Origin of the sequence: Chryseobacterium sp. Y16C, from assembly GCF_022488405.1 — a bacterium.
In the GTDB taxonomy this organism is placed as follows: Bacteria; Bacteroidota; Bacteroidia; order Flavobacteriales; family Weeksellaceae; genus Chryseobacterium; species Chryseobacterium geocarposphaerae.
In genome coordinates this window covers 3,800,258-3,821,463 of record NZ_CP092711.1, presented here as the reverse complement: position 1 = coordinate 3,821,463, position 21,206 = coordinate 3,800,258, and the positions used below count along the sequence as shown (strand labels likewise).

22 protein-coding genes are annotated in these 21,206 nt (G+C 36.9%); 21 read left to right on the top strand and 1 reads right to left on the bottom strand.

Annotated elements, in window-relative coordinates; translation table 11 throughout:
• The first annotated feature begins 31 nt into the window (after window positions 1-31).
• The 5 genes from MKS83_RS17300 to MKS83_RS17280 all read left to right on the top strand — a co-directional run bounded on the left by MKS83_RS17300 (window position 32) and on the right by MKS83_RS17280 (window position 4,738).
• On the top strand, window positions 32-769 hold the full coding sequence (locus MKS83_RS17300) for a shikimate dehydrogenase family protein (protein WP_240580638.1): 738 nt from the start codon (window positions 32-34) through the stop codon (window positions 767-769).
• A 73-nt stretch (window positions 770-842) separates the two neighbouring features.
• Window positions 843-2,651, top strand: a complete 1,809-nt coding sequence (locus MKS83_RS17295) for a DUF349 domain-containing protein (protein ID WP_240580637.1) — start codon at window positions 843-845, stop codon at window positions 2,649-2,651.
• A gap of 58 nt (window positions 2,652-2,709) precedes the next feature.
• A complete protein-coding gene (ribD, locus tag MKS83_RS17290; RefSeq protein ID WP_240580636.1) occupies window positions 2,710-3,729 on the top strand; it encodes a bifunctional diaminohydroxyphosphoribosylaminopyrimidine deaminase/5-amino-6-(5-phosphoribosylamino)uracil reductase RibD in 1,020 nt (339 codons plus the stop codon).
• Window positions 3,730-3,783: 54 nt separating this feature from the next.
• Window positions 3,784-4,035: a bacteriocin-like protein gene (locus MKS83_RS17285; RefSeq protein WP_240580635.1), complete on the top strand. Its 252-nt coding sequence runs from the start codon at window positions 3,784-3,786 to the stop codon at window positions 4,033-4,035.
• 97 nt (window positions 4,036-4,132) lie between these two features.
• Window positions 4,133-4,738 (top strand): IMPACT family protein, encoded by a 606-nt coding sequence (locus MKS83_RS17280; RefSeq protein ID WP_240580634.1) that lies wholly within the window; start codon window positions 4,133-4,135, stop codon window positions 4,736-4,738.
• Here the strand turns inward: MKS83_RS17280 and MKS83_RS17275 are convergent, their stop codons facing one another.
• Window positions 4,739-5,458: a zinc metallopeptidase gene (locus tag MKS83_RS17275; protein WP_240580633.1), complete on the bottom strand. Its 720-nt coding sequence runs from the start codon at window positions 5,456-5,458 to the stop codon at window positions 4,739-4,741.
• Window positions 5,459-5,564: 106 nt separating this feature from the next.
• Here MKS83_RS17275 and MKS83_RS17270 point away from each other — a divergent pair, with 106 nt between their 5' ends.
• From MKS83_RS17270 to MKS83_RS17195, 16 genes are all read left to right on the top strand, one after another.
• Window positions 5,565-6,704 carry a GNAT family N-acetyltransferase gene (locus tag MKS83_RS17270; RefSeq protein ID WP_240580632.1) on the top strand — a complete coding sequence of 380 codons (1,140 nt, stop codon included), beginning with the start codon at window positions 5,565-5,567 and terminating at the stop codon, window positions 6,702-6,704.
• A 328-nt stretch (window positions 6,705-7,032) separates the two neighbouring features.
• Entirely contained in the window at window positions 7,033-7,404 is a 372-nt protein-coding gene (locus MKS83_RS17265; RefSeq protein WP_100378322.1) for an NADH-quinone oxidoreductase subunit A, read from the top strand.
• Between the two features lie 105 nt (window positions 7,405-7,509).
• Window positions 7,510-8,070 carry an NADH-quinone oxidoreductase subunit B gene (locus MKS83_RS17260; RefSeq protein WP_047397471.1) on the top strand — a complete coding sequence of 187 codons (561 nt, stop codon included), beginning with the start codon at window positions 7,510-7,512 and terminating at the stop codon, window positions 8,068-8,070.
• A 5-nt stretch (window positions 8,071-8,075) separates the two neighbouring features.
• A complete protein-coding gene (locus tag MKS83_RS17255; RefSeq protein ID WP_100378321.1) occupies window positions 8,076-8,570 on the top strand; it encodes an NADH-quinone oxidoreductase subunit C in 495 nt (164 codons plus the stop codon).
• Between the two features lie 46 nt (window positions 8,571-8,616).
• Complete coding sequence (gene nuoD / locus MKS83_RS17250) at window positions 8,617-9,840, top strand: NADH dehydrogenase (quinone) subunit D (RefSeq protein ID WP_240580631.1); 1,224 nt, start codon at window positions 8,617-8,619, stop codon at window positions 9,838-9,840.
• A gap of 109 nt (window positions 9,841-9,949) precedes the next feature.
• Complete coding sequence (gene nuoE, locus MKS83_RS17245; RefSeq protein ID WP_076393021.1) at window positions 9,950-10,459, top strand: complex I 24 kDa subunit family protein; 510 nt, start codon at window positions 9,950-9,952, stop codon at window positions 10,457-10,459.
• Between the two features lie 12 nt (window positions 10,460-10,471).
• Window positions 10,472-11,830 carry an NADH-quinone oxidoreductase subunit NuoF gene (gene nuoF, locus MKS83_RS17240; protein WP_240580630.1) on the top strand — a complete coding sequence of 453 codons (1,359 nt, stop codon included), beginning with the start codon at window positions 10,472-10,474 and terminating at the stop codon, window positions 11,828-11,830.
• Between the two features lies 1 nt (window position 11,831).
• A complete protein-coding gene (locus MKS83_RS17235) occupies window positions 11,832-12,713 on the top strand; it encodes a hypothetical protein (protein ID WP_100378409.1) in 882 nt (293 codons plus the stop codon).
• 45 nt (window positions 12,714-12,758) lie between these two features.
• Window positions 12,759-13,757: a 2Fe-2S iron-sulfur cluster-binding protein gene (locus tag MKS83_RS17230; RefSeq protein WP_240580629.1), complete on the top strand. Its 999-nt coding sequence runs from the start codon at window positions 12,759-12,761 to the stop codon at window positions 13,755-13,757.
• Between the two features lie 89 nt (window positions 13,758-13,846).
• Window positions 13,847-14,911, top strand: a complete 1,065-nt coding sequence (nuoH, locus tag MKS83_RS17225; protein WP_240580628.1) for an NADH-quinone oxidoreductase subunit NuoH — start codon at window positions 13,847-13,849, stop codon at window positions 14,909-14,911.
• 74 nt (window positions 14,912-14,985) lie between these two features.
• Window positions 14,986-15,543, top strand: coding sequence for a NuoI/complex I 23 kDa subunit family protein (locus MKS83_RS17220; RefSeq protein WP_056218098.1), 558 nt, complete (start codon window positions 14,986-14,988; stop codon window positions 15,541-15,543).
• A complete protein-coding gene (locus MKS83_RS17215; RefSeq protein WP_100378318.1) occupies window positions 15,543-16,040 on the top strand; it encodes an NADH-quinone oxidoreductase subunit J in 498 nt (165 codons plus the stop codon). Before MKS83_RS17220 ends, MKS83_RS17215 begins: the two co-directional genes overlap by 1 nt.
• Window positions 16,041-16,044: 4 nt before the next feature.
• Window positions 16,045-16,374, top strand: a complete 330-nt coding sequence (gene nuoK / locus MKS83_RS17210; RefSeq protein ID WP_055982308.1) for an NADH-quinone oxidoreductase subunit NuoK — start codon at window positions 16,045-16,047, stop codon at window positions 16,372-16,374.
• A 2-nt stretch (window positions 16,375-16,376) separates the two neighbouring features.
• Complete coding sequence (nuoL, locus tag MKS83_RS17205) at window positions 16,377-18,290, top strand: NADH-quinone oxidoreductase subunit L (protein ID WP_240580627.1); 1,914 nt, start codon at window positions 16,377-16,379, stop codon at window positions 18,288-18,290.
• Window positions 18,290-19,783 (top strand): NuoM family protein, encoded by a 1,494-nt coding sequence (locus MKS83_RS17200; RefSeq protein ID WP_240580626.1) that lies wholly within the window; start codon window positions 18,290-18,292, stop codon window positions 19,781-19,783. The genes nuoL and MKS83_RS17200 overlap by 1 nt, the downstream gene beginning before the upstream one ends.
• 16 nt (window positions 19,784-19,799) lie before the next feature.
• The gene (locus tag MKS83_RS17195) at window positions 19,800-21,185 is read left to right on the top strand and encodes an NADH-quinone oxidoreductase subunit N (protein WP_240580625.1); all 1,386 of its coding nucleotides are present in this window, start codon (window positions 19,800-19,802) and stop codon (window positions 21,183-21,185) included.
• Window positions 21,186-21,206 lie beyond the last annotated feature (21 nt).

The window sequence follows — 21,206 nt, the reverse complement described above, 5'->3', positions numbered from 1 at the left end:
AAAATTTCGGTCTTTTTTTTATTTTTGAAATATGATTTCCAATAAAAAATTAGGTTTAATAGGACGCAACATCTCTTATTCTTTTTCAAAAAAGTTCTTTGAAGATAAATTTCAGAAACTAATGCTAAAAGACTTTTCTTATAGCATTTTTGATTTAAATGAGATACACGAGGTTGAACAGCTATTTTCTACCTCTGATCTTTTAGGATTTAATGTAACCATTCCTTACAAAGAAAAAATCATTGATTACCTGGATGAATTGAGTGACGAAGCTCAGAAAATAGGAGCTGTTAACTGTGTCTTAATTCAGGATGGAAAAAAAACAGGATACAATACTGATGCTTTCGGATTTGAAAAAACCTTGCTTCTTCATAAAAAGCCACATCAAAACGCTGCGCTTATCCTAGGTAATGGAGGAGCCGCGAAAGCCGTTCAATATGTTTTAAACAAACATGGAATCAGTTCTATTACCGTTTCCAGAAGCACGGAAATTAATTTTGATAACCTGGATCAGGCAACCGTTGAAAATCATCCTATTATTATTCAATGTACTCCTGTAGGAACTTTCCCGAATGTAGAAGACTGCCTCAAATTTCCTTTTGAAGGACTATCTAAAAATCATCTGGTTATTGACTTAATTTACAATCCAAATTATACCCAATTCATCATCAACGCCTCTGAAAAAGGAGCAAAAACAGTGAATGGATATTATATGCTGGAACAGCAGGCAGAAAAAGCCTGGGAAATTTGGAATTTTCAAAAAAAATAACATAAATTAGTGTTTTAATTGGCTTTTTGCTATATTTAAAGGATATTAATGCCACTCACATAAAAGACTTGCTATGACTACAGAAAACAACCTTTCTGAAAACGAAGAAAAGAAAAATGCTCAAGAAGTATCTCAACAGAACCCGTCAGAAGAAACCGTTTCTTCTCATGAGCCTCCTCATGATGAAGACACAGATTCTGTAGAAGATCAGGAAGAAGAAGTTGAAATTTCTTTAGCGGACGCTTTAAAGGAAATGGAAAAAATCATCAACACTCCCAATGCTGGTGAGAATTTTAAAAAATTCAACCTTCTGAAAGAAAAAGCAAGTCACTATATTCATGATGAAGTAGAAGATAAAAAACATGAATATGTAGAAGCAGGAAATGCTCCTGAAAATTTCAGTTACGAGCATCCTCTGCAATCTAAACTTTCTGCTTTGGTCAACATCTTCAAAGAAAAACATGATTCTTACCAAAAAGGTCAGGAAGAGGAGCAAAAGAAAAGCCTGGAGCAACGCCAGAATATCATTGAAAGACTTAAAAATCTATATACCAATTCAGAACCGGGAACCAACCTTTTCAAATCAATCCGTGAAATAAAAGAGGAATGGTCTAAAGCCGGGCAGGTTGCAAAATCCGAATTTAAAATTCTTAACAACAATTATTTCCACCATCTGAACCAGTTTTATCAGATGCTGGATTTGAATAAAGAGTTTCTTGAGCAGGAATACAGCCATAATCTTGAGAAAAGACAGCATATCATAGAACGCGCAAAAGAGCTGGAAAATGAACCTGTGATTCAGAAAGCATTGAATGAACTTCAGTATCTTCATAAACTTTGGAAAGAAGAAGCCGAACCGGTTGCAGAAGAATTCCGTGAAAAAACCTGGGAAGAATTTAAAGAAATTTCTAACAAAATACACGAGAGAAAATCTGAACTTTCTGCTGCAATAGAATCTGAACAAAGCATCAATCTGGAGAAAAAGAACCAGATCATCGCTGAAATTAAGAAGCTTTCAGAACCAGCAGAAGCTCCTAATCATAATTACTGGCAAAATGCTATCCGAAGAGTTGAAGATCTTCGTTCAGAATTTTTGAAAACCGGAAGTGTTCCAAGAAAGCTTTCCAATCAGAACTGGACTGATTTCAAAACAACACTGAGAAACTTCAACACAACGAAGAACAATTATTACAAATCATTAAAAGGATCTCAGCAAAGTCATCTGGAAGAAAAATTAAAGCTTATCCAGACTGCTAAAGACAATATGAACAATGAAGAGTGGGACATTGCAGTACCATTATTCAAAAAGCTTCAGGAAGACTGGAAAAAAATTGGCCACGTTCCTAAAAGTATGACCAATAAGATCTGGGATGAATTCCGTGATGCTTGTAATACATTCTTTAACAACTACAGAGAAAAAAGTAATACCTCTACAGATAACTGGAAAGAGAATTACAAACATAAAAAAGAACTTCTTGATGAGTTGAAAACCATCACTAATGAAGATGGCAGCATCGAAAAGATTGAGGCGATTAAAACCGCCTGGAATAATATAGGAAAAGTGCCTAGAGAAAAAATCTCTATCAATTCCGAGTTCAACAAAACGCTGAGAGAAAAGCTAAAACTGAATAAAATCAACGAATTAGAACTTAAAGAAGAAGGTCTTTCTGAAAACCAATTAACCGACAAAGCAAGAAAAATTAAGAGTCAAATCTCTGATCTTGAGGCAGAAATCGTAAAACTGGAAAACAATTTAGCGTTCTTTAATAAACCATCGAGAGAAAATCCTTTATTAAAAGATACTTTCGATACTATTGATGAGAAAAAAGCTCATTTAGAAACCTTAAGACAGAATCTTCACAGCATAATCGCAGGAGAATAAACTTATAAAAAATCTAAAAAGCGGAGCCAAATAATTTGTCTTCGCTTTTTTCTTTCCTATGCAAGACGAATTTTATATCAGAAGATGTATTGAGCTTGCCCAAAAAGCAATCGGCAATACCTATCCGAACCCTTTAGTGGGAAGTGTAATTGTTCATAATGAAAAAATCATTGGTGAAGGCTACCATCATAAAGCAGGAGAACCTCATGCAGAAATTAATGCCATCAATTCCGTTAAAGATAAAAGTTTAATTCCCGAATCTACCATTTACGTTTCTCTGGAGCCTTGTGCACATTATGGAAAAACTCCACCTTGTGCTTTAAAGATTAAAGAGCTGGGTTTCAAAAAAGTAGTGATAGGCGCAATGGATTCCCATGACAAAGTGAACGGAAAAGGGAAAAAGATCATCCAAGATGCAGGCATTGAAGTCGTTTCCGGAATTTTAGAAAATGAGTGTATTGAGCTGAATAAACGATTTTTTACCTATCATGAAAAGAAAAGATCTTATATTATTTTAAAATGGGCAGAATCCGGAGACGGTTTTCTGGATAAAGATTTCAAACCCACCTCTATCTCGAATACTTTAGTCAATCAATTCGTTCATCAGTTAAGAGCCGATGAACATGCTATTCTAGTCGGAACACAAACCGCTTTAAACGACAATCCCAGCTTAACAGTAAGAAACGTAAAGGGTGTGAATCCTGTAAGAGTCTTAATTGATTTTGATTTGAAAGTACCTCAGGATTTCAGTATTTACAACAATCAGGCTAAAACCTTAATTTTCAATTCTATAAAAGAAGAAAGCAAAGAGAATATTCATTTTATTAGAATTGAAAAAGAAAATTTCCTACACGATTTAATGAGCTCCTTGTATAAAGAACAGATTCAGTCTGTTATTATTGAAGGGGGAAGGTTTACGTTACAGCAATTTATTGATGAAAATCTTTGGGATGAGGCTATTGTTATTAAAAGTGGAGATCTAAAGCTGGGGAATGGAACTCAGGCTCCTAATTTTAAATTTAAACCTTATAAAACTGAAAATTTCAGAGACAATAAAATCTATTATTTCGCTCAATAAAAAGTCACCATTATTGGAATTTTATTTTTATATTAGATATGAAAAAAATATTTTATGAAAAATTTAAAAAAAATTTCAAGAAGTGATTTAAAACAAATTGTTGGCGGTGAGTGGGGAGATCCAGGCGGATTAGGAGATTTCGGTCCTGAACCATGTGGTGGATCATGGTCCGCCAGTATGGGACCTCGATGCCAATGTATAGCTATGGGTGGTACTTGGGCTTGCGACAAATGCATCACAGATAGCCGAGACAGAATTATTTTAGCAATAACAAATACTTGTGAGCAATTCAATAACTGGCCGTAGATCTAACATCAAAACTATTATTAAATGTCGCTGATAGGCGACATTTTTAATATAAAACTATTAAAATTATATTCCATTCTATATTTTTGCATACTCAATGATATACGAATATAAAACCATAGAAAAGCCTGTCGAGAATACCTTATTAAAGGAAAAAGGAAGCAAATTTATTGGGTTTGCTTTTCCTGTGAACAATGAAGAAGAACTAAAAAATGCTTTAGAAAAGATCCGTGCAAAACATCCGAAAGCAACACATCATTGCTATGCCTTCAGAATGGGCCTTAACGGTGAAAACTATCGTGCCAACGATGACGGAGAACCTTCCGGAAGTGCAGGTTTACCGATTTACAATCAATTACTCGCAAATGAAATCACCAATGTCTTGGTTATATCCGTTCGTTATTACGGAGGTACAAAACTGGGAGTATCAGGATTGGTAAAAGCCTATAAAGAATCGGCAAAAATTACATTGGAAGAAGCCAATATCATTACTAAAGAATTAGAAATAGAAATCGAAATTCAGTTTCAATTTAGCCAGCAAAACACCATCTTTACCCTACTTTCAAAATTTGATGCTAAAGTTTTGAATTTTGACACTCAGGAAAATTGTATTCTTACAGCTTCGTTAAAAATAGCCCAAAAAGAAAACATCTCGGACAAATTGTCCGAGATGCAGTATGTTTCTTTTAAATTTAAAGAATAATTAATCCCTTCTTCCGCCCATAAATAGGGATAACCAGTAGAGAAGCTGTGCCAGCGAACCGATAGCCGCCACCACATAGGTTCTTGCCGCCCATTTTAAGCTATCCTGTACTCCGACATATTCTTCTGAAGTAACAGTTCCTGTATCTTTCAGCCATTTCATTGCTCTGTTGCTTGCATCGTATTCCACAGGAAGTGTCACAAACGCAAACAAAGTTGTAAAAGCAAACATCAGTACCCCAATTCCTAACACCAGTCTATTTCCTGTTGGATTCTCAATAGTACGTGTCGCAGCCATGATCATAATCCCGGCAATCAGAACAAACTGCATCAGATTAGAACTTATACTTACCACAGGAACCAATTTGGATCGTAACTGAAGCATAGAATATCCTTTAGCATGCTGAACTGCGTGACCGCATTCATGTGCAGCAACCGCTGCAGCAGCTGCATTTCTCTGCATATAAACACCTTCAGAAAGATTTACTGTTTTATTTTCCGGATTGTAGTGATCCGTTAATTGCCCAGGAACTGAAATTACCTGAACATCCGTGATCCCGTTATCTCTTAACATCTTCTCCGCAACTTCCTTTCCTGAAAGCCCGTTGCGAAGATGTACATTGGAATAATATGCAAATTTTGATTTCAATCTCGATGAAACCCACCAGCTTACGAGCATCGAAATACCGATAATTATATAATAACCGTAGTAACCTATCATTTTATTAGATTTTAAATGTGTTTTTTTTACTATTTTGATGTAAAAACTGTGCCAAAGTATTGTATTTAATTAATTATATTTGTCTGTCTAATTAGCGTCATACATTATGTCGAAAGTCTCCATTATTGAAGTAAAAAATCCGGATCAGATAAAGAAATTTGTCCGTTTTCCGATGGATTTATATAAAAGCAACCCTTATTATGTTCCGGCATTCATCAATGATGAGGTTAACGTTTGGAATCCCAAGCAAAATCCTGCTCTTCAATACTCCGAAGCCAAACAGTTTTTAGCTTATAAAAACAATACAATTGTCGGCAGAATTGCTGTAATTATCAACCACAAAGAAGAAAAAGAACTGGGAATCAGAAAAGTCCGTTTCGGGTGGATCGATTTTATTGATGATGAGGAAGTTTCGCAGGCGTTAATTCAGACGGCTGTAGATTTTGCCAAAGAAAAAAATATTGACACTATTGAAGGACCAATGGGCTTCACCAATCTGGACAAAGCAGGAATGCTGACATTAGGTTTTGACAAATTGGCAACAATGATCGGAATTTACAATAGTGAGTATTATCCGAAGCATCTTGAAAAATTAGGATTGGTAAAAGAAAAAGAATGGGTGGAATTTGAAATCATCTTTCCCGATACTTTACCTGAAAAAATCTATAAATTCAACGAATTGATTTCTCAGAAATATCATCTGAAAGTTTTAAGATTTAAAACAAAACAAGAAATCTTACCTTATGCGGATGCCATGTTTGATCTTCTGGATGAAACTTACAAACATCTTTCGACATACACTCCTATTTCGGACGAACAGAGAAAAACATATAAGGAAAAATACTTTCCTCTTTTGGATAAGGACTTCATTATTTGTATCGTAGACGAAAACAATCACCTGATTTCGTTTGCCATCACAATGCCTTCTTATTCTAAAGCATTACAAAAATCGAAAGGAAAATTACTTCCTTTCGGATGGTGGCATTTCCTGAAAGCCGGGAAGAAAAACGACAGGGCAAACTTCTATCTGATCGGAATTCATCCAGATTACCAAAGACGCGGTGTAACTTCGATTATTTTTAAAGAAATCTGGGATGTTTTTAACAAAAAAGGGGTAAAATTTCTTGAAACCAATCCCGAACTGGAAGAAAATAAAAGCATTCAGCTCTTGTGGCAGGATTACAACCCCGTAAATCACAAAAGGAGAAGAACCTATTCACTAAATATTAGTAATAATAAAGGCTAATTTCTTACCCTAACATTTTAATATCTTTCCATGAAGCCACACCTCATTATTTTCGCCATTTTAATTGCAGGATTTATTGTTTATAATTTCTTTTTTAAAATAGAAGACGATAGAACAAACACCGTAGTTAACATAATGTATGCAAGTGTTTTATTTGGGTATATTTCATTTATGGCATTTTCTCTTCTTAAAAAAATGAAAAAATAATCACTATTTTTATTGATTCTAAATTACCAATTTTCTCTATTTTCATCCTATTTTAAAGCTGATAAATTTCATGCTTTCTTGTTTATTCGCTAAATTTGCAAATTGAGATAATAATGCAAAAATGAATTTACCTGAAAGTTATATTCCAATCCTTTTACAGGCAGGTGTTGCGATAGGTTTCGTAGCCATTTCTTTGCTTGGAGCGCATTTTTTAGGTCCAAAACAGAAAAAAGGAAATTCTGTAAAAAACCAAAGCTGGGAATGTGGAGTCCCGGTAGAAGGAAATGCAAGAACACCGTTTTCCATCAAATATTTTTTGACAGCGGTATTATTCGTACTATTCGATATTGAAATCGTATTTTTTTATCCATATGCAGTTAACTTCAGAGAATTCGGAATGGAAGGATTCCTGGCGGTACTTACATTTGTGGCGATTTTCTTTATGGCATTTTTCTATGTCTGGAAACGCGGCGCATTAGATTGGGATAAATAAAAGAAATTATAAATTTTAAATTACAAATTTTAGATGGTGATTTTAATTAAGGTTAACATTAACAATAATTTAGAATCTAAAATTTAAAATCTAAAATCTACTAAAATGTCAGATAACAAACCAGTAATAAGAACAGATGCACCTGCTCCGGAAGGATTTGAAGGAGAAGGGTTTTTCGCAACGAAACTGAGCAGTGTAATCGGGATGGCTAGAAAATTTTCTCTTTGGCCGTTGCCTTTTGCAACCTCTTGTTGTGGTATCGAGTTTATGGCTACCCTGAACCCTACGTATGATGCTTCAAGATTTGGTATGGAAAGAAACTCTTTCTCACCAAGACAAGCAGATATGCTGATGGTTTGCGGAACTATATCTAAGAAATTAGGACCTGTCCTAAAAGAAGTGTACACTCAAATGGCAGAGCCGAAATGGGTGGTAGCAGTGGGAGCTTGTGCTTCCAGCGGTGGTATTTTTGATACATATTCTGTATTACAGGGTATTGATAAAATTATTCCTGTGGACGTTTATGTTCCAGGATGTCCTCCAAGACCGGAGCAGATTATCGAAGGCGTAATGCAGGTTCAGGCTTTGGCAGAAAGCGAAAGCATCAGAAGAAGAGATATGCCTGAATACCAGAAATTATTAGATTCTTACAACATAAGCAACTAACGGAAATGACAAACGAATTTGTATTAGAAGCAATCACAAGAGAATTTCCGGAGTCTGTAATCGCGAGTTCTGAGCCATATGGAATGCTCACAATTGAGGTGAAGAAAGAAGATTTGAAGAAAATCGTTCATTATCTTAAAGATTCATCATTAGAAATCAATTTCCTTACAGATGTTTGTGGAATCCATTACCCTGAATTCCCGGAAAAGGAAATCGGCGTAGTTTATCATTTACATAATATGATGACTAACTTCAGATTGCGTCTGAAAATCTTTATGTCCAGAGAAAATATCGAAGTGGATTCTTTAGTGGAATTGTACGCCGGAGCTAACTGGATGGAAAGAGAAACTTATGATTTCTTCGGAATTAAATTTAAAGGCCATCCGGATCTTAGACCTATTTTAAATATGGAAGATCTTGGATACCACCCGATGTTGAAGGAATATCGTTTGGAAGACGGAACCAGAACCGACAAGAACGATAGCATGTTCGGAAGATAATAGCGGAAGGCAATTAGCCAAAAGCAAATAGCTAAAAGCAAACATTATGAAAGATAACTCATTATCTAATATACTTAACCAGTACGACAGTAAGGAGCAAATTGACGGACAATTATATACCCTCAATTTAGGACCAACCCACCCTGCAACACACGGGATTTTCCAGAATATCTTAACGATGGACGGGGAAAGAATCCTTCATGCAGAGCAAACCGTGGGATATATCCACAGAGCATTTGAGAAAATTTCTGAAAGAAGAAACTATTCTCAGATCACTACCCTTACCGACCGTATGAATTACTGTTCTGCTCCAATCAATAACTTAGGTTGGCATATGACAGTAGAGAAGCTAATTGGTGTTGAAGTTCCAAAGCGTGTAGATTATATGCGTGTAATTTTGATGGAATTAGCAAGAATCGGGGATCACCTTATCTGTAACGGGGTAACGGGAATGGACTCCGGAGCAATTACCGGTCTTACCTATATGTTTATAGAAAGAGAGCGTATTTATGATATGTACGAGCAGATCTGCGGAGCGAGAATGACGACCAATATGGGAAGAATCGGAGGTTTTGAAAGAGATTTCACACCCAAATTCCATGAATTGATTAAGGATTTCCTTAAAACCTTCCCTCCAAGATTCAAAGAATTTTGTACTTTATTAGAAAGAAACAGAATTTTCATGGACAGAACCATCGGAGCAGGAGCAATTTCTGCAGAAAGAGCATTAAGCTATGGTTTCACAGGTCCGAACTTACGTGCAGCAGGTGTAGATTATGACGTGAGAGTTGCACAGCCTTATTCTTCTTACCAAGATTTCGACTTCATTATTCCTGTGGGAACATCGGGAGATACTTACGACCGTTTCATGGTTCGTCAACAAGAGATCTGGGAATCAATCAAAATCATTAAACAAGCATACGAAAATCTTCCTGAAGGACCATTCCACGCGGATGTCCCTGATTTCTATCTTCCTGAAAAAGCAGATGTTTATCAGAAAATGGAAGCATTGATCTACCATTTCAAAATCGTAATGGGAGAAACAGATGTGCCTAAAGGTGAAGTTTATCACGCTGTAGAAGGTGGTAACGGAGAATTAGGTTTCTATCTAGTGAGTGATGGCGGTAGAAGCCCTTACAGACTGCACTTCAGAAGACCATGTTTTATCTACTACCAGGCGTATCCTGAGATGATTACAGGTTCTGTAATTTCCGATGCGATCGTAACCATGTGTAGTATGAATATTATTGCGGGAGAATTAGACGCATAAAAAAATTATAGATTTTGGATTATACATTTTAGATTAATCCAAACTCCATATAAAAATTGAAATTTTTTAGAATTTAAAATCTAAAATTCAAAATTTAAAATTTAAAAAAGTGAGCGAAACAATAGCTTTTAAACCGGAAAGTTTAGCACAGGTACACAAAATTATCGCAAGATATCCTGAAGGAAGACAAAAGTCTGCTCTTATTCCTGTTTTGCATTTAGCGCAGAAAGAATTCGGAGGATGGTTAGATGTTCCTGTGATGGATTATGTAGCGGAATTATTAAGTATTAAGCCAATTGAAGTATATGAAGTAGCAACGTTCTATACCATGTTCAATATGAAACCGGTTGGCAAATACGTTCTTGAAGTTTGCAGAACCGGACCTTGTATGGTTTCAGGAAGTGAAAAAATCCTTGATCATATCAGGACAAAACTGAATATTAAGGACGGACAGACTACTGAAGACGGTATGTTCACATTAAAACCTGCTGAATGTCTTGGAGCTTGCGGATATGCTCCGATGATGCAGTTGGGAAAATTCTTTCATGAAAATTTAACGATAGAAAAAGTTGATGAAATCCTTGATCTTTGCAGAGAAGGACAAATCGCTTTGGATTAATTAAAATATACAATGAGTAAAAAACTTTTACTTAAAAACGCACATATAGAAGGCATCCGCTACTTCGAAACATACCGAAAGAATGGTGGTTACGAAGCTGCTGAGAAAGCCTTGAAAATGACACCCGACGAAATTCTTGAAGAAGTAAAAGCTTCCGGACTTCGTGGACGTGGTGGAGCAGGATTCCCAACCGGGATGAAATGGAGCTTTCTGGCAAAACCGGAAGGCGTTCCAAGACACCTGGTCGTAAATGCTGATGAATCTGAACCGGGAACTTTCAAAGACAGATATCTGATGGAGTTTCTTCCTCATTTATTGATCGAAGGGATGCTGATTTCATCTTACTGTTTGGGTTCAAACGTTTCTTATATCTACATCCGTGGAGAATATTCCTGGATTCCGGATATTTTGGAAGAAGCGATTGAAGAAGCTAAAGCGGCAGGATTTTTAGGTAAAAATATTTTAGGAACCGGTTTCGATTGCGAAATTTACGTTCAAAGAGGTGGTGGAGCTTACATCTGCGGTGAAGAAACTGCATTGCTTGAATCTCTTGAAGGTAAAAGAGGAAATCCGAGACTGAAACCGCCATTCCCGGCTGTAAAAGGGCTTTGGGAAAGACCAACGGTAGTCAATAATGTTGAATCTATCGCGGCAGTGGTTCCAATCATTGATATTACAGGAGCTGAATACGCTAAAATCGGTGTGGGAAGATCTACAGGTACGAAATTAATTTCTGCTTGTGGGAACATCAACAAACCGGGGGTTTATGAAATCGACATGACAATTACGGTTGAAGAATTCATTTACTCTGAAGAATATTGCGGCGGTATCAAAGACGGAAAAAGATTAAAGGCTTGTATCCCTGGAGGAAGCTCAGTTCCGATCGTTCCAGCCAATTTATTACTGAAAACTGTAAACGGAGAACCAAGATATATGAACTATGAATCATTGGCAGACGGTGGTTTCGCTACCGGTACCATGATGGGTTCAGGAGGTTTCATCGTATTGGATGAAGATCAGTGTATCGTAGAACATACCATGACTTTGGCGAGATTCTATAATCACGAAAGTTGCGGACAATGTACTCCTTGCCGTGAAGGAACGGGATGGATGTACAAGATTTTAAAGAAAATCGAGAAAGGAGAAGGAAAAATGGAAGATATAGATCTGCTTTGGGATATCCAGAGAAAGATCGAAGGAAACACGATTTGTCCATTGGGTGATGCAGCAGCTTGGCCTGTTGCAGCAGCTATTCGTCACTTCAGAGATGAATTCGAATGGCACATTAAAAACCCGGAGTTGTCACAAACTCAAAATTACGGATTAGCACATTATGCAGATCCAATTCCTGCTGTTGAAAACAATGCTTAGAATGAAAAATTTATTGGTAGCCGGCATATTGATGTCGGGGATTGCCTTTGGACAAGTCAAAAAGGATACATTAGAAAGGGAATATAAATTGGAGGCGACTCCATATAAAGTTGAAAAGAAAGAAAAGCCTCTTCCTTTAAGTAAAAAAGGTCAGATGTTCGCTTTCTTTGGTTGGAACAGAGGAGCTTTTAGTAACTCTGACATTCATTTCAGTGGAAACGGTTATGATTTTCAGCTGAATAATGTAGCTGCAAGAGATAAACCTACCAAATTTGGAATCGTTTATTTTGATCCAAGCTGGTTTACGGTGACGCAATATAATTTCAGAATAGGATATTTTATTAAAGATAATTTAGCCCTTGTTCTTGGAATTGACCATATGAAATATGTAATGAAACAAAATCAGACGGTTGACTTTTCAGGATATATTTCAGATCCGAAATATGCAGCAATGGTGCAGAACGGACAGGTAAATTTAGCTGATGAACAGTTCCTTACTTTTGAGCATACAGATGGACTTAATTATGAGAACTTAGGTCTTGAGAAATATAAGAATCTTGTTCATAAAAAGAATATAGATTTGGTATGGTCTTATGGAGCCGGATTAGGAGTAATGTTCCCGAAAAGTAATATCAAGCTTTTTGGAAATGAAAGAAGCGACCGTTTTCACGTTGCAGGTATGGGAGCCGATCTTAGATCAAGTTTAAACATGGTTTTCTGGAAAAACTGGATGTTGAGAGCAGAAGTAAAAGCCGGATATATCAATATGTGGGATATTAAAACCACATTAAACAATAAACCGGATAAAGCTCGCCAGGATTTTGTTTTCGGACAAGCACTTGCAGGAATCGGATATACATTCAATACAAAAAAGTATAATTAAAATATAGCTTAGGTGCTAAAGGCATAAAAGCGAAAAGCATAGAATATGAGCGAAGAGGTTAAAAAATTCAAAATAACTATAGACGGACAGACTACTGAAGTTTTGCCTGGGACTTCTATTTTGGAAGCAGCAAGACAAATCGGTGGAAAATCTGTACCTCCTGCAATGTGCTACTACAGCAAATTGGAAACCAGTGGAGGTAGATGTAGAACTTGCCTGGTAGAAGTTTCTAAAGGATCTGAAGCAGATCCTCGTCCTATGCCAAAATTGGTTGCAAGCTGCAGAACCAACGTAATGGATGGTATGGAAGTAAAAAATCTTACTTCTGAAAAAGCTCAGGAAGGTAGAAAGGCTGTGACTGAGTTTTTATTGGTAAACCACCCGTTAGACTGTCCTATTTGTGATCAGGCTGGTGAATGTCATCTTCAGGATTTAGGATATGAACACGGTGTGGAAAATACAAGAACTGAATTCGAAAGAAATACTTACGAAGCTGATGATCTTGGTCCTCACATCAAATTGAACATGAACCGTTGTATTCTGTGTGCAAGATGTGTATTAGCAGCAAACCAGTTAACAGGAGAAAGAGAGCATGGAATTCTTTTCAGAGGAGATCACGCTGAAATTTCTACTTATTTAAATAAAGCTTTAGACAATGATTTCATCGGAAACGTGATCGACGTTTGTCCGGTAGGAGCATTAACAGACAGAACAGCCCGTTTTGCAAGCAGAGTTTGGTTTACAAAGCCAATGAATGCATCTTGCAAATGTGATAAGTGTTCAGGAAAAGCTGTAGTATGGATGAAAGGTGATGAAATTGTAAGAGTTACGGCGAGAAAAGACCAGTGGGGTGAAGTGGAAGAATTTATCTGCGATACTTGCCGTTTCGAAAGAAAAAACCTGAGTGACTGGAACATCGAAGGTCCGAGACACATCGACAGACATTCAGTGATTTCATTGAACCACTATGAGAAGCCTAAAGATGAGCTAAGAGTTTTAGACAATCCGATGGCTAAAGAAATCAGTGAAAAAGACGAAAAATAATTTGAAAATTTGATAATGAGTGAATTTGAAAATGAAAAGTTTTGCTTCCATCTTCAAACCTCTAATATCTAACATCTATAAAAATAAAAATGGATTTACTTACATTTAAACTTATACTTGTATTAGCACTTTTCCTGCTTTCGTTAACGATTGCGGCCTACTCTACCTGGGCAGAAAGAAAAGTTGCCTCTATCATGCAGGATAGAATTGGGCCTAACAGAGCTGGGCCTTTCGGATTGCTGCAGCCTCTTGCTGACGGTGGAAAGTTTTTCTTTAAAGAAGATTTTACACCTGCCAATGCAGAAAAATTCCTTTTCGTATTGGGGCCGGCTTTGGTAATGTTTATTTCATTAATTACAGGAGCGGTTATTCCTTGGGGTAAAAGTTTAAATATTGCAGGTACTTCTTATGATCTTCAGGTGGCTAACATCGATGTTGGTGTACTTTTCATCATCGGAATGGCTTCAATTGGAGTGTACGGAATTATGATCGGAGGTTGGGCTTCGAACAACAAATATTCATTATTAGGAGCTATCCGTGCTTCTTCTCAGATGATCTCTTACGAACTGGCGATGGGATTAGCTTTACTTTCTATCATTATGATGACGGGAAGTTTAGATTTAAAAGAAATTACAGCAAGCCAGACCAACGGAAAACTTTGGGGAGTTATTCCCTGGGTTTCAGGTCTTAACTGGAATATTTTCTACCAGCCGATCGCTTTCCTTGTTTTCATTGTAGCAGCTTTGGCAGAAACAAACAGACACCCTTTCGATTTACCGGAATGTGAATCTGAATTGGTAACAGGATATTCTACAGAATACTCATCCATGAAATTAGGATTATATATGTTCGGTGAATACGTGAATATGTTTATTTCCAATGCATTTATGGTAGTGCTTTTCTTCGGAGGTTACAACTATCCGGGAATTGAATGGGTAACTCAACACTGGGGTGAAAACACAGCAGGTATCCTGAGTATTGTAGCATTCTTAACCAAAACGGTAATCGGAATTTTGATCTTTATGTGGATCAGATGGACACTTCCAAGATTTAGATATGACCAATTAATGCATTTGGGTTGGAAAACTTTAATCCCAATAGCATTGGTAAACTTGCTGGTTACAGGAGCTGTAATTTTAGCATTTGGAAATTAAAATTTAAAATTAATTAAGATAACGGACAAGATTAGTCTAAAATCTAATGTCTAACATCTAACATCTATAATTAAATGAAACTTACGAACAGATCAAAAGTTGTTTCTAATAAAGAAATGACCCTTGCTGAAAAAATCTACTTACCTGCGATTTTTACAGGAATGGGGATTACATTTAAGCATGCTGTAAGAACCGTATTGAAAGGTGCTCCCGCAGTATATTCGTATCCGGAAGTACAGAAACCGAGAGCAGATATCTGGAGAGGTCAGCACGTTTTGAAAAGAGACGAGGAAGGCAGAGAAAGATGTACCGCTTGCGGACTTTGTGCGGTGGCGTGCCCTGCAGAAGCAATTACAATGACTGCTGCTGAAAGAACTAAGGAAGAAAAAGATCTTTACAGAGAAGAAAAATATGCATCGGTATATGAAATCAATATGCTGAGATGTATCTTCTGTGGTATGTGTGAAGAAGCTTGTCCTAAATCTGCAATCTATCTTACCGACAGATTGGTAGACGTGGAAACCAACAGAGGTTCTTTCATTTACGGAAAAGATAAATTGGTTGAAAAAATAAATGAAAGGATTGATATCACTGAAAGACAATCCGAGAAACAAAAAAATGCGGTAAAATAATGGATCAGTTTTTATTTTTCTTGGTGGCGTTTTTAGCAGTGGCAAGTGCGGTATATTTCGTATTTGCGAGAAATCCTTTATATGCTATTTTGTCATTAATTGTTACGATGTTTTCTATTGCGGGTATGTACATCCTTCTGAATGCACAATTCCTTGCAATTATCCAGATTATTGTTTACGCCGGAGCGATCATGGTATTATTCCTTTATATCCTGATGATGCTTAACCTTAATAAACAAGACGAAAGTAAGAAGAACAATACTTTAAAATTTATTGGAGTTTTTACGGCCGGTCTTTTATTAATTGGTGTTCTAGGAGTATTCAGAGGAGTTCAGGACAACCATATTGCTGTTGAAAATGTAGACAGAGGTGTTGGTTTGACAAAAAATCTGGGTAGACTTTTGTTTAATGAATATGTTTTACCGTTTGAGCTTGCATCCATCCTTATTTTGGCAGGTATCGTAGGTGCGGTATTAATCGGTAAAAAAGATTTATAAAATTATGGGAGAAGTAAATACATTTATACAAAGCATCCCTCTGAATTATTTCATCATTCTTTCTTCAGTATTGTTCTGTTTGGGAGTGTTGGGAGTATTGTTGAGAAAAAATGCTATTGTTATTTTGGGTTGTGTTGAGCTTATGCTAAATTCTACGAACCTTTTATTGGCCGCATTTTCTGCGTACAAGGGTAACGGCGACGGACAACTTTTAGTTTTCTTCATTATGGTGGTTGCTGCTGCAGAAGTAGCGGTAGGTTTGGCAATTATTGCCATGCTGTATAGAAATACCCGTTCTGTTGATGTTAGTATATTTAATAAATTAAGAGGATAAGAATGGAGAATTTAGTATATGCAATAGTACTTTTACCACTTTTAGGGTTTCTTATTAACGGTCTTTTCGGAAAAAATCTTCCAAAAATTGTTGTAGGTAGCTTGGCTACGGCAATGGTTTTTGCATCTTTCTGCATCGCAGTGAGTATTTTCATGAATTTTAATTCTGAAAGTCAGCCTGTAATTGTAAAAGCTTTTGAATGGTTTAGAATAAACGGAGTTCAGATCAATTTCGGATTCCAGATTGATCAGTTATCATTAATGATGGTGATGATCATCACAGGGATCGGATCTTTAATTCACCTGTATTCTATCGGATATATGAGCCACGATAAAGGTTTCTATAAGTTTTTCACTTATCTGAACTTATTTATCTTCTCAATGTTATTATTAGTAATGGGAAGCAACTACCTAATCCTATTCATCGGATGGGAAGGTGTAGGATTGTGTTCTTACTTACTAATCGGATTCTGGTATACCAACGAAGAATATGGTAAAGCGGCAAGAAAAGCTTTCATCATGAACAGAATTGGTGACCTTGCGTTATTGATCGGTATTTTCATGATTGCCGGACAAACAAACGCTGTTGATTACCTTACGGTAGCAGAAAACGCAGGAAAATTTGAATTGGACGGAAGCGTAATTATCTTTATTACGGCGAGTTTATTTATCGGTGCAACGGGTAAATCTGCTCAGGTTCCGTTATATACATGGTTACCGGATGCGATGGCTGGTCCAACTCCAGTTTCTGCGTTAATTCACGCGGCAACGATGGTAACTGCGGGTATCTATTTAGTAGTAAGATCAAACTTCTTATTTACTTTAGCACCAACTGTTCAGGGAGGAATTTTATTCATCGGATTCTTAACGGCAGCTTTGGCCGGATTCTACGCATTACGTCAGAACGACATCAAAAAGGTATTGGCCTACTCTACTGTTTCACAGCTTGGATTTATGTTCATCGCTTTAGGTCTTGGAGCGTATACAACGGCAATGTTCCACGTAATGACACACGCTTTCTTCAAAGCATTATTGTTCTTGGGAGCAGGTTCCGTAATCCACGCAATGAGCAACGAACAGGATATGCGTTTCATGGGAGGTTTGAAAAAATACATTCCAATCACTCACGCAACTTTCCTAATCGGAACATTGGCTATTTCAGGATTCCCTCTATTATCAGGGATGATTTCAAAAGACGAAATTTTAGTAGCAGCCTTTGCTAAAAATCCAATCTATTGGGTATTATTATTCATTTTAGCGGCTATTACTGCAACCTATATGTTCAGATTGTACTATTTAACTTTCCATGGAGAGTTCAGAGGTACTGAAGATCAAAAACATCACTTACACGAAAGCCCGTCAAATATGACCTTACCATTGATCGTATTGGCTATTCTTTCTGTTGTAGGGGGATTAATTAACCTTCCTCACTTCATCGGTCACGGTCATTATGCAAAATTAATGGAGTGGTTGAAGCCGGTTCTTACTGAGGAAAGCTTTAAACAAATGGAAGCTACTCTTTCGGGGGTCCCGTTTGGTACTGAAATGATACTTTTAGGAGCAACAGTTCTAATGTTCTTCTGTGTTTGGTTCATCGTTAAAAATACTTACGTGAACAAGAAAAAACAGGCACTTCCTGAAGAACAATACACCAGATGGGAAAAACTGTCTGCTAAAAAATTATATGTTGACGAACTTTACAATGCATTAATTGTAAAAACTGTTGAAGGATTAGGACGCGGAGGAAAGATGTTTGATAAAGGTATTCTTGATCGTTTTGTAGACTTCGTAGGCGAAGGTGCCGAAGACAGCGGAAAAGCGATGAAGCGTATTCAGAACGGAAATGTTGAGAATTACATTTTGATCATGTCTTTAGCTGTAGGAATTATACTGATTGTTAACTTTATATTACAATAATGTCTGGTTTATTATTAACATTATTACTATTACCTCTAGTAGGTTCGGGATTAGTTTTTGCGTGGAAAGATAAATCCAGCAAATATTTGGCACTGGGAATTGCATTGGTTCAAATGCTTGTAACGTTCTACATCGCGGCGGATTTTGATTTTAATCCGACGGTAGACAGCGTATTGCAGCACGAGATCAACTACCCTTGGTCACAATTTATGAAAAGCTCTCTTCACTTCGGTATCGACGGGATGAGTTTGCTTCTTTTATTGCTGACTAATATTTTAACGCCAATCATTATTTTATCTTCTTTTAATGAAAATGTAAGTTACAGAAACACATTCTACGGTTTGATCCTGTTAATGCAATTCGGTCTTGTAGGAGTTTTCACTTCGCTTGACGGGCTATTGTTCTACATTTTCTGGGAAGTAACTTTGATTCCGATCTGGTTCATTGCCGGACTTTGGGGTCAGGAAAATAAAAGATTTGAATTCACTACGAAATTCTTCGTATATACATTCGTTGGGTCATTATTCATGTTAGCAGGATTGATTTATGTGTATAACAACTCTGCATCTTTTGCGCTGACAGATTTATATAATGCTCAACTGAACGAAACACAACAGACTGTGGTATTCTGGTTTATTTTCTTTGCTTTTGCAGTGAAGTTACCGGTATTCCCTTTCCATACTTGGCAACCGGATACCTATACCTATTCACCGACTCAGGGGTCGATGCTTTTATCGGGTATCATGCTTAAAATGGCAGTATATGGAGTTATGCGTTATTTATTACCAATCACTCCCCTTCCGATTGCAGGAGTTTCAGGGCAGATTGTAATTATTCTGGCGATTGTAGGAATTGTTCACGGAGCATTGATCGCGATCATTCAGACTGATATGAAGAGAATCATTGCCTATTCTTCTTTTTCTCACGTTGGATTGATGGTGGCAGGTATCTTCGCTTCTGCGGTAGTTACTTTAAGAGGAACTTTCACCATTGAAGGTGCTGAAGGAGCTTTGGTACAAACTTTTGCTCACGGTATCAACGTGGTAGGTTTATTCTACTGTTGTGATATTTTATACAAGAGATTTAAATCAAGAGACATCAGACAAATGGGAGGTTTGGCGAAAGTAGCTCCTAAGTTTGCTGTGTTGTTCCTGATCATTATATTAGGTTCAATGGGAGTTCCGTTGACTAATGGATTCATCGGGGAATTTATCCTGTTGAAATCTGTATATGATTTTAACGGATTGGCAGCGGTAATCGCCGGTCTTACAGTAATCCTTGCGGCTGTATATTTATTGAGATTCTACGGAAAAGCAATGTTCGGCCAAGGTGATGACGCTGTTTTAAGCACAGTAAAAGATCTTTCTGCAGTAGAATTCTCTGTATTGGCAAGTTTAGCGGTTTTTGTGATTGTATTTGGTATTTTCCCACAACCGATAATCGAAATGGTGAATAGTTCGTTGAAGTTTATCTACCAATCAATGGTAAGCTAATTTGATATTTTAAGAAATGAGTGTTTTAATTATTGTTTTCCTAACGGCAGTTGTTGCGTTATTTTCAGGAGTTTTTGAACAAGGGAAATTCGCAAGATACATTGGGATTTTGGGATTAATCATCGCATTATGGGTAAGTTTCATGCCTGAATGTGCTTTCTTTGCACAGTACAGACATATGTATGACTATACCGGAAATACTGCGTTATTCACAAAAATATCAATCGTAACGACATTATTATTATTCTTTTTGGGAGGTTTTGCATTCAGCAACCACAGAAGCCACCAGTCAGAATTATATGCATTAATGCTTTTCGCACTGTGTGGCGGAATTATCCTTTTCGGATATCAAAACATGGTAACGCTATTCTTAGGAGTTGAAATCCTTTCTATTCCTTTATACGTAATGGCGGGAGCTAACAAAACAGATCTAAGATCAAACGAAGCTTCCATAAAATATTTCCTGATGGGGGCATTCGCAACAGGTTTCCTATTGTTTGGTATTGCATTCATCTACGGAAGTGTTGGAAGTTTTGATTTATATAAAATCCAGAATTTCGGAGTTTCAAATCCTCATGATGCCATGTTCATCTTGGGCGTATTATTGATTCTTTGTGCATTGGCATTCAAAGTAGCATTGGCACCTTTCCATATGTGGAGTCCTGATGTTTATTATGGAGCGCCTTCATTGATCACGGCTTTCATGGCGAGTGTTGTAAAGATCTCAGGATTCTTTGCTCTATTCAGATTAATGACAATCGGATTCGGTGGTGTTACCGCAGAATGGATCAATGTTTTCGGGGTATTCTTAATTATTACATTGCTTTTGGCAAACGTTATGGGACTTGCTCAGACGAATGCAAAAAGAATGTTGGCTTACTCTTCAGTTTCTCACGCAGGATACATCGGATTGGTATTCTTCGGAATGACAAGCCTTTCTACTTACAATTTGGCGTTCTATTTATTTGCTTATGCTTTGTCTACAGTAGGAGTTTTCATGTGCTTAATTTATGTTGAAAAACTAAAAAGAGAAACTTCTTTCGGAGCTTTCAAAGGGTTGGCAAAAACAGAACCTTTATTGGCAACTGTAGCGGCAATTTCTATGCTTTCAATGGCAGGAGTTCCGTTAACGGCTGGTTTCATGGGGAAATTTGCCTTATTCTCTCAGGCAATGAATTCTAATCATGGAGTTTTCCTCGTATTGGTAGCAGTTTTAGGATCTGCAGTTTCTATTGCGTACTATTTGAGATTGATCATTTCTATGTTCTTCTTCAAAGAAAGCACATTCAAATCTTCAGAGAAAGTAACCCTTACCTACAATATCGTTGGAATATTCGTTATCGCTTCGATCATTGTCTTAGGTGTTTTCCCTGATTTATTCGCAAGATTAGTAGGGTTCTAAAAACCTTAACATCATAAAATT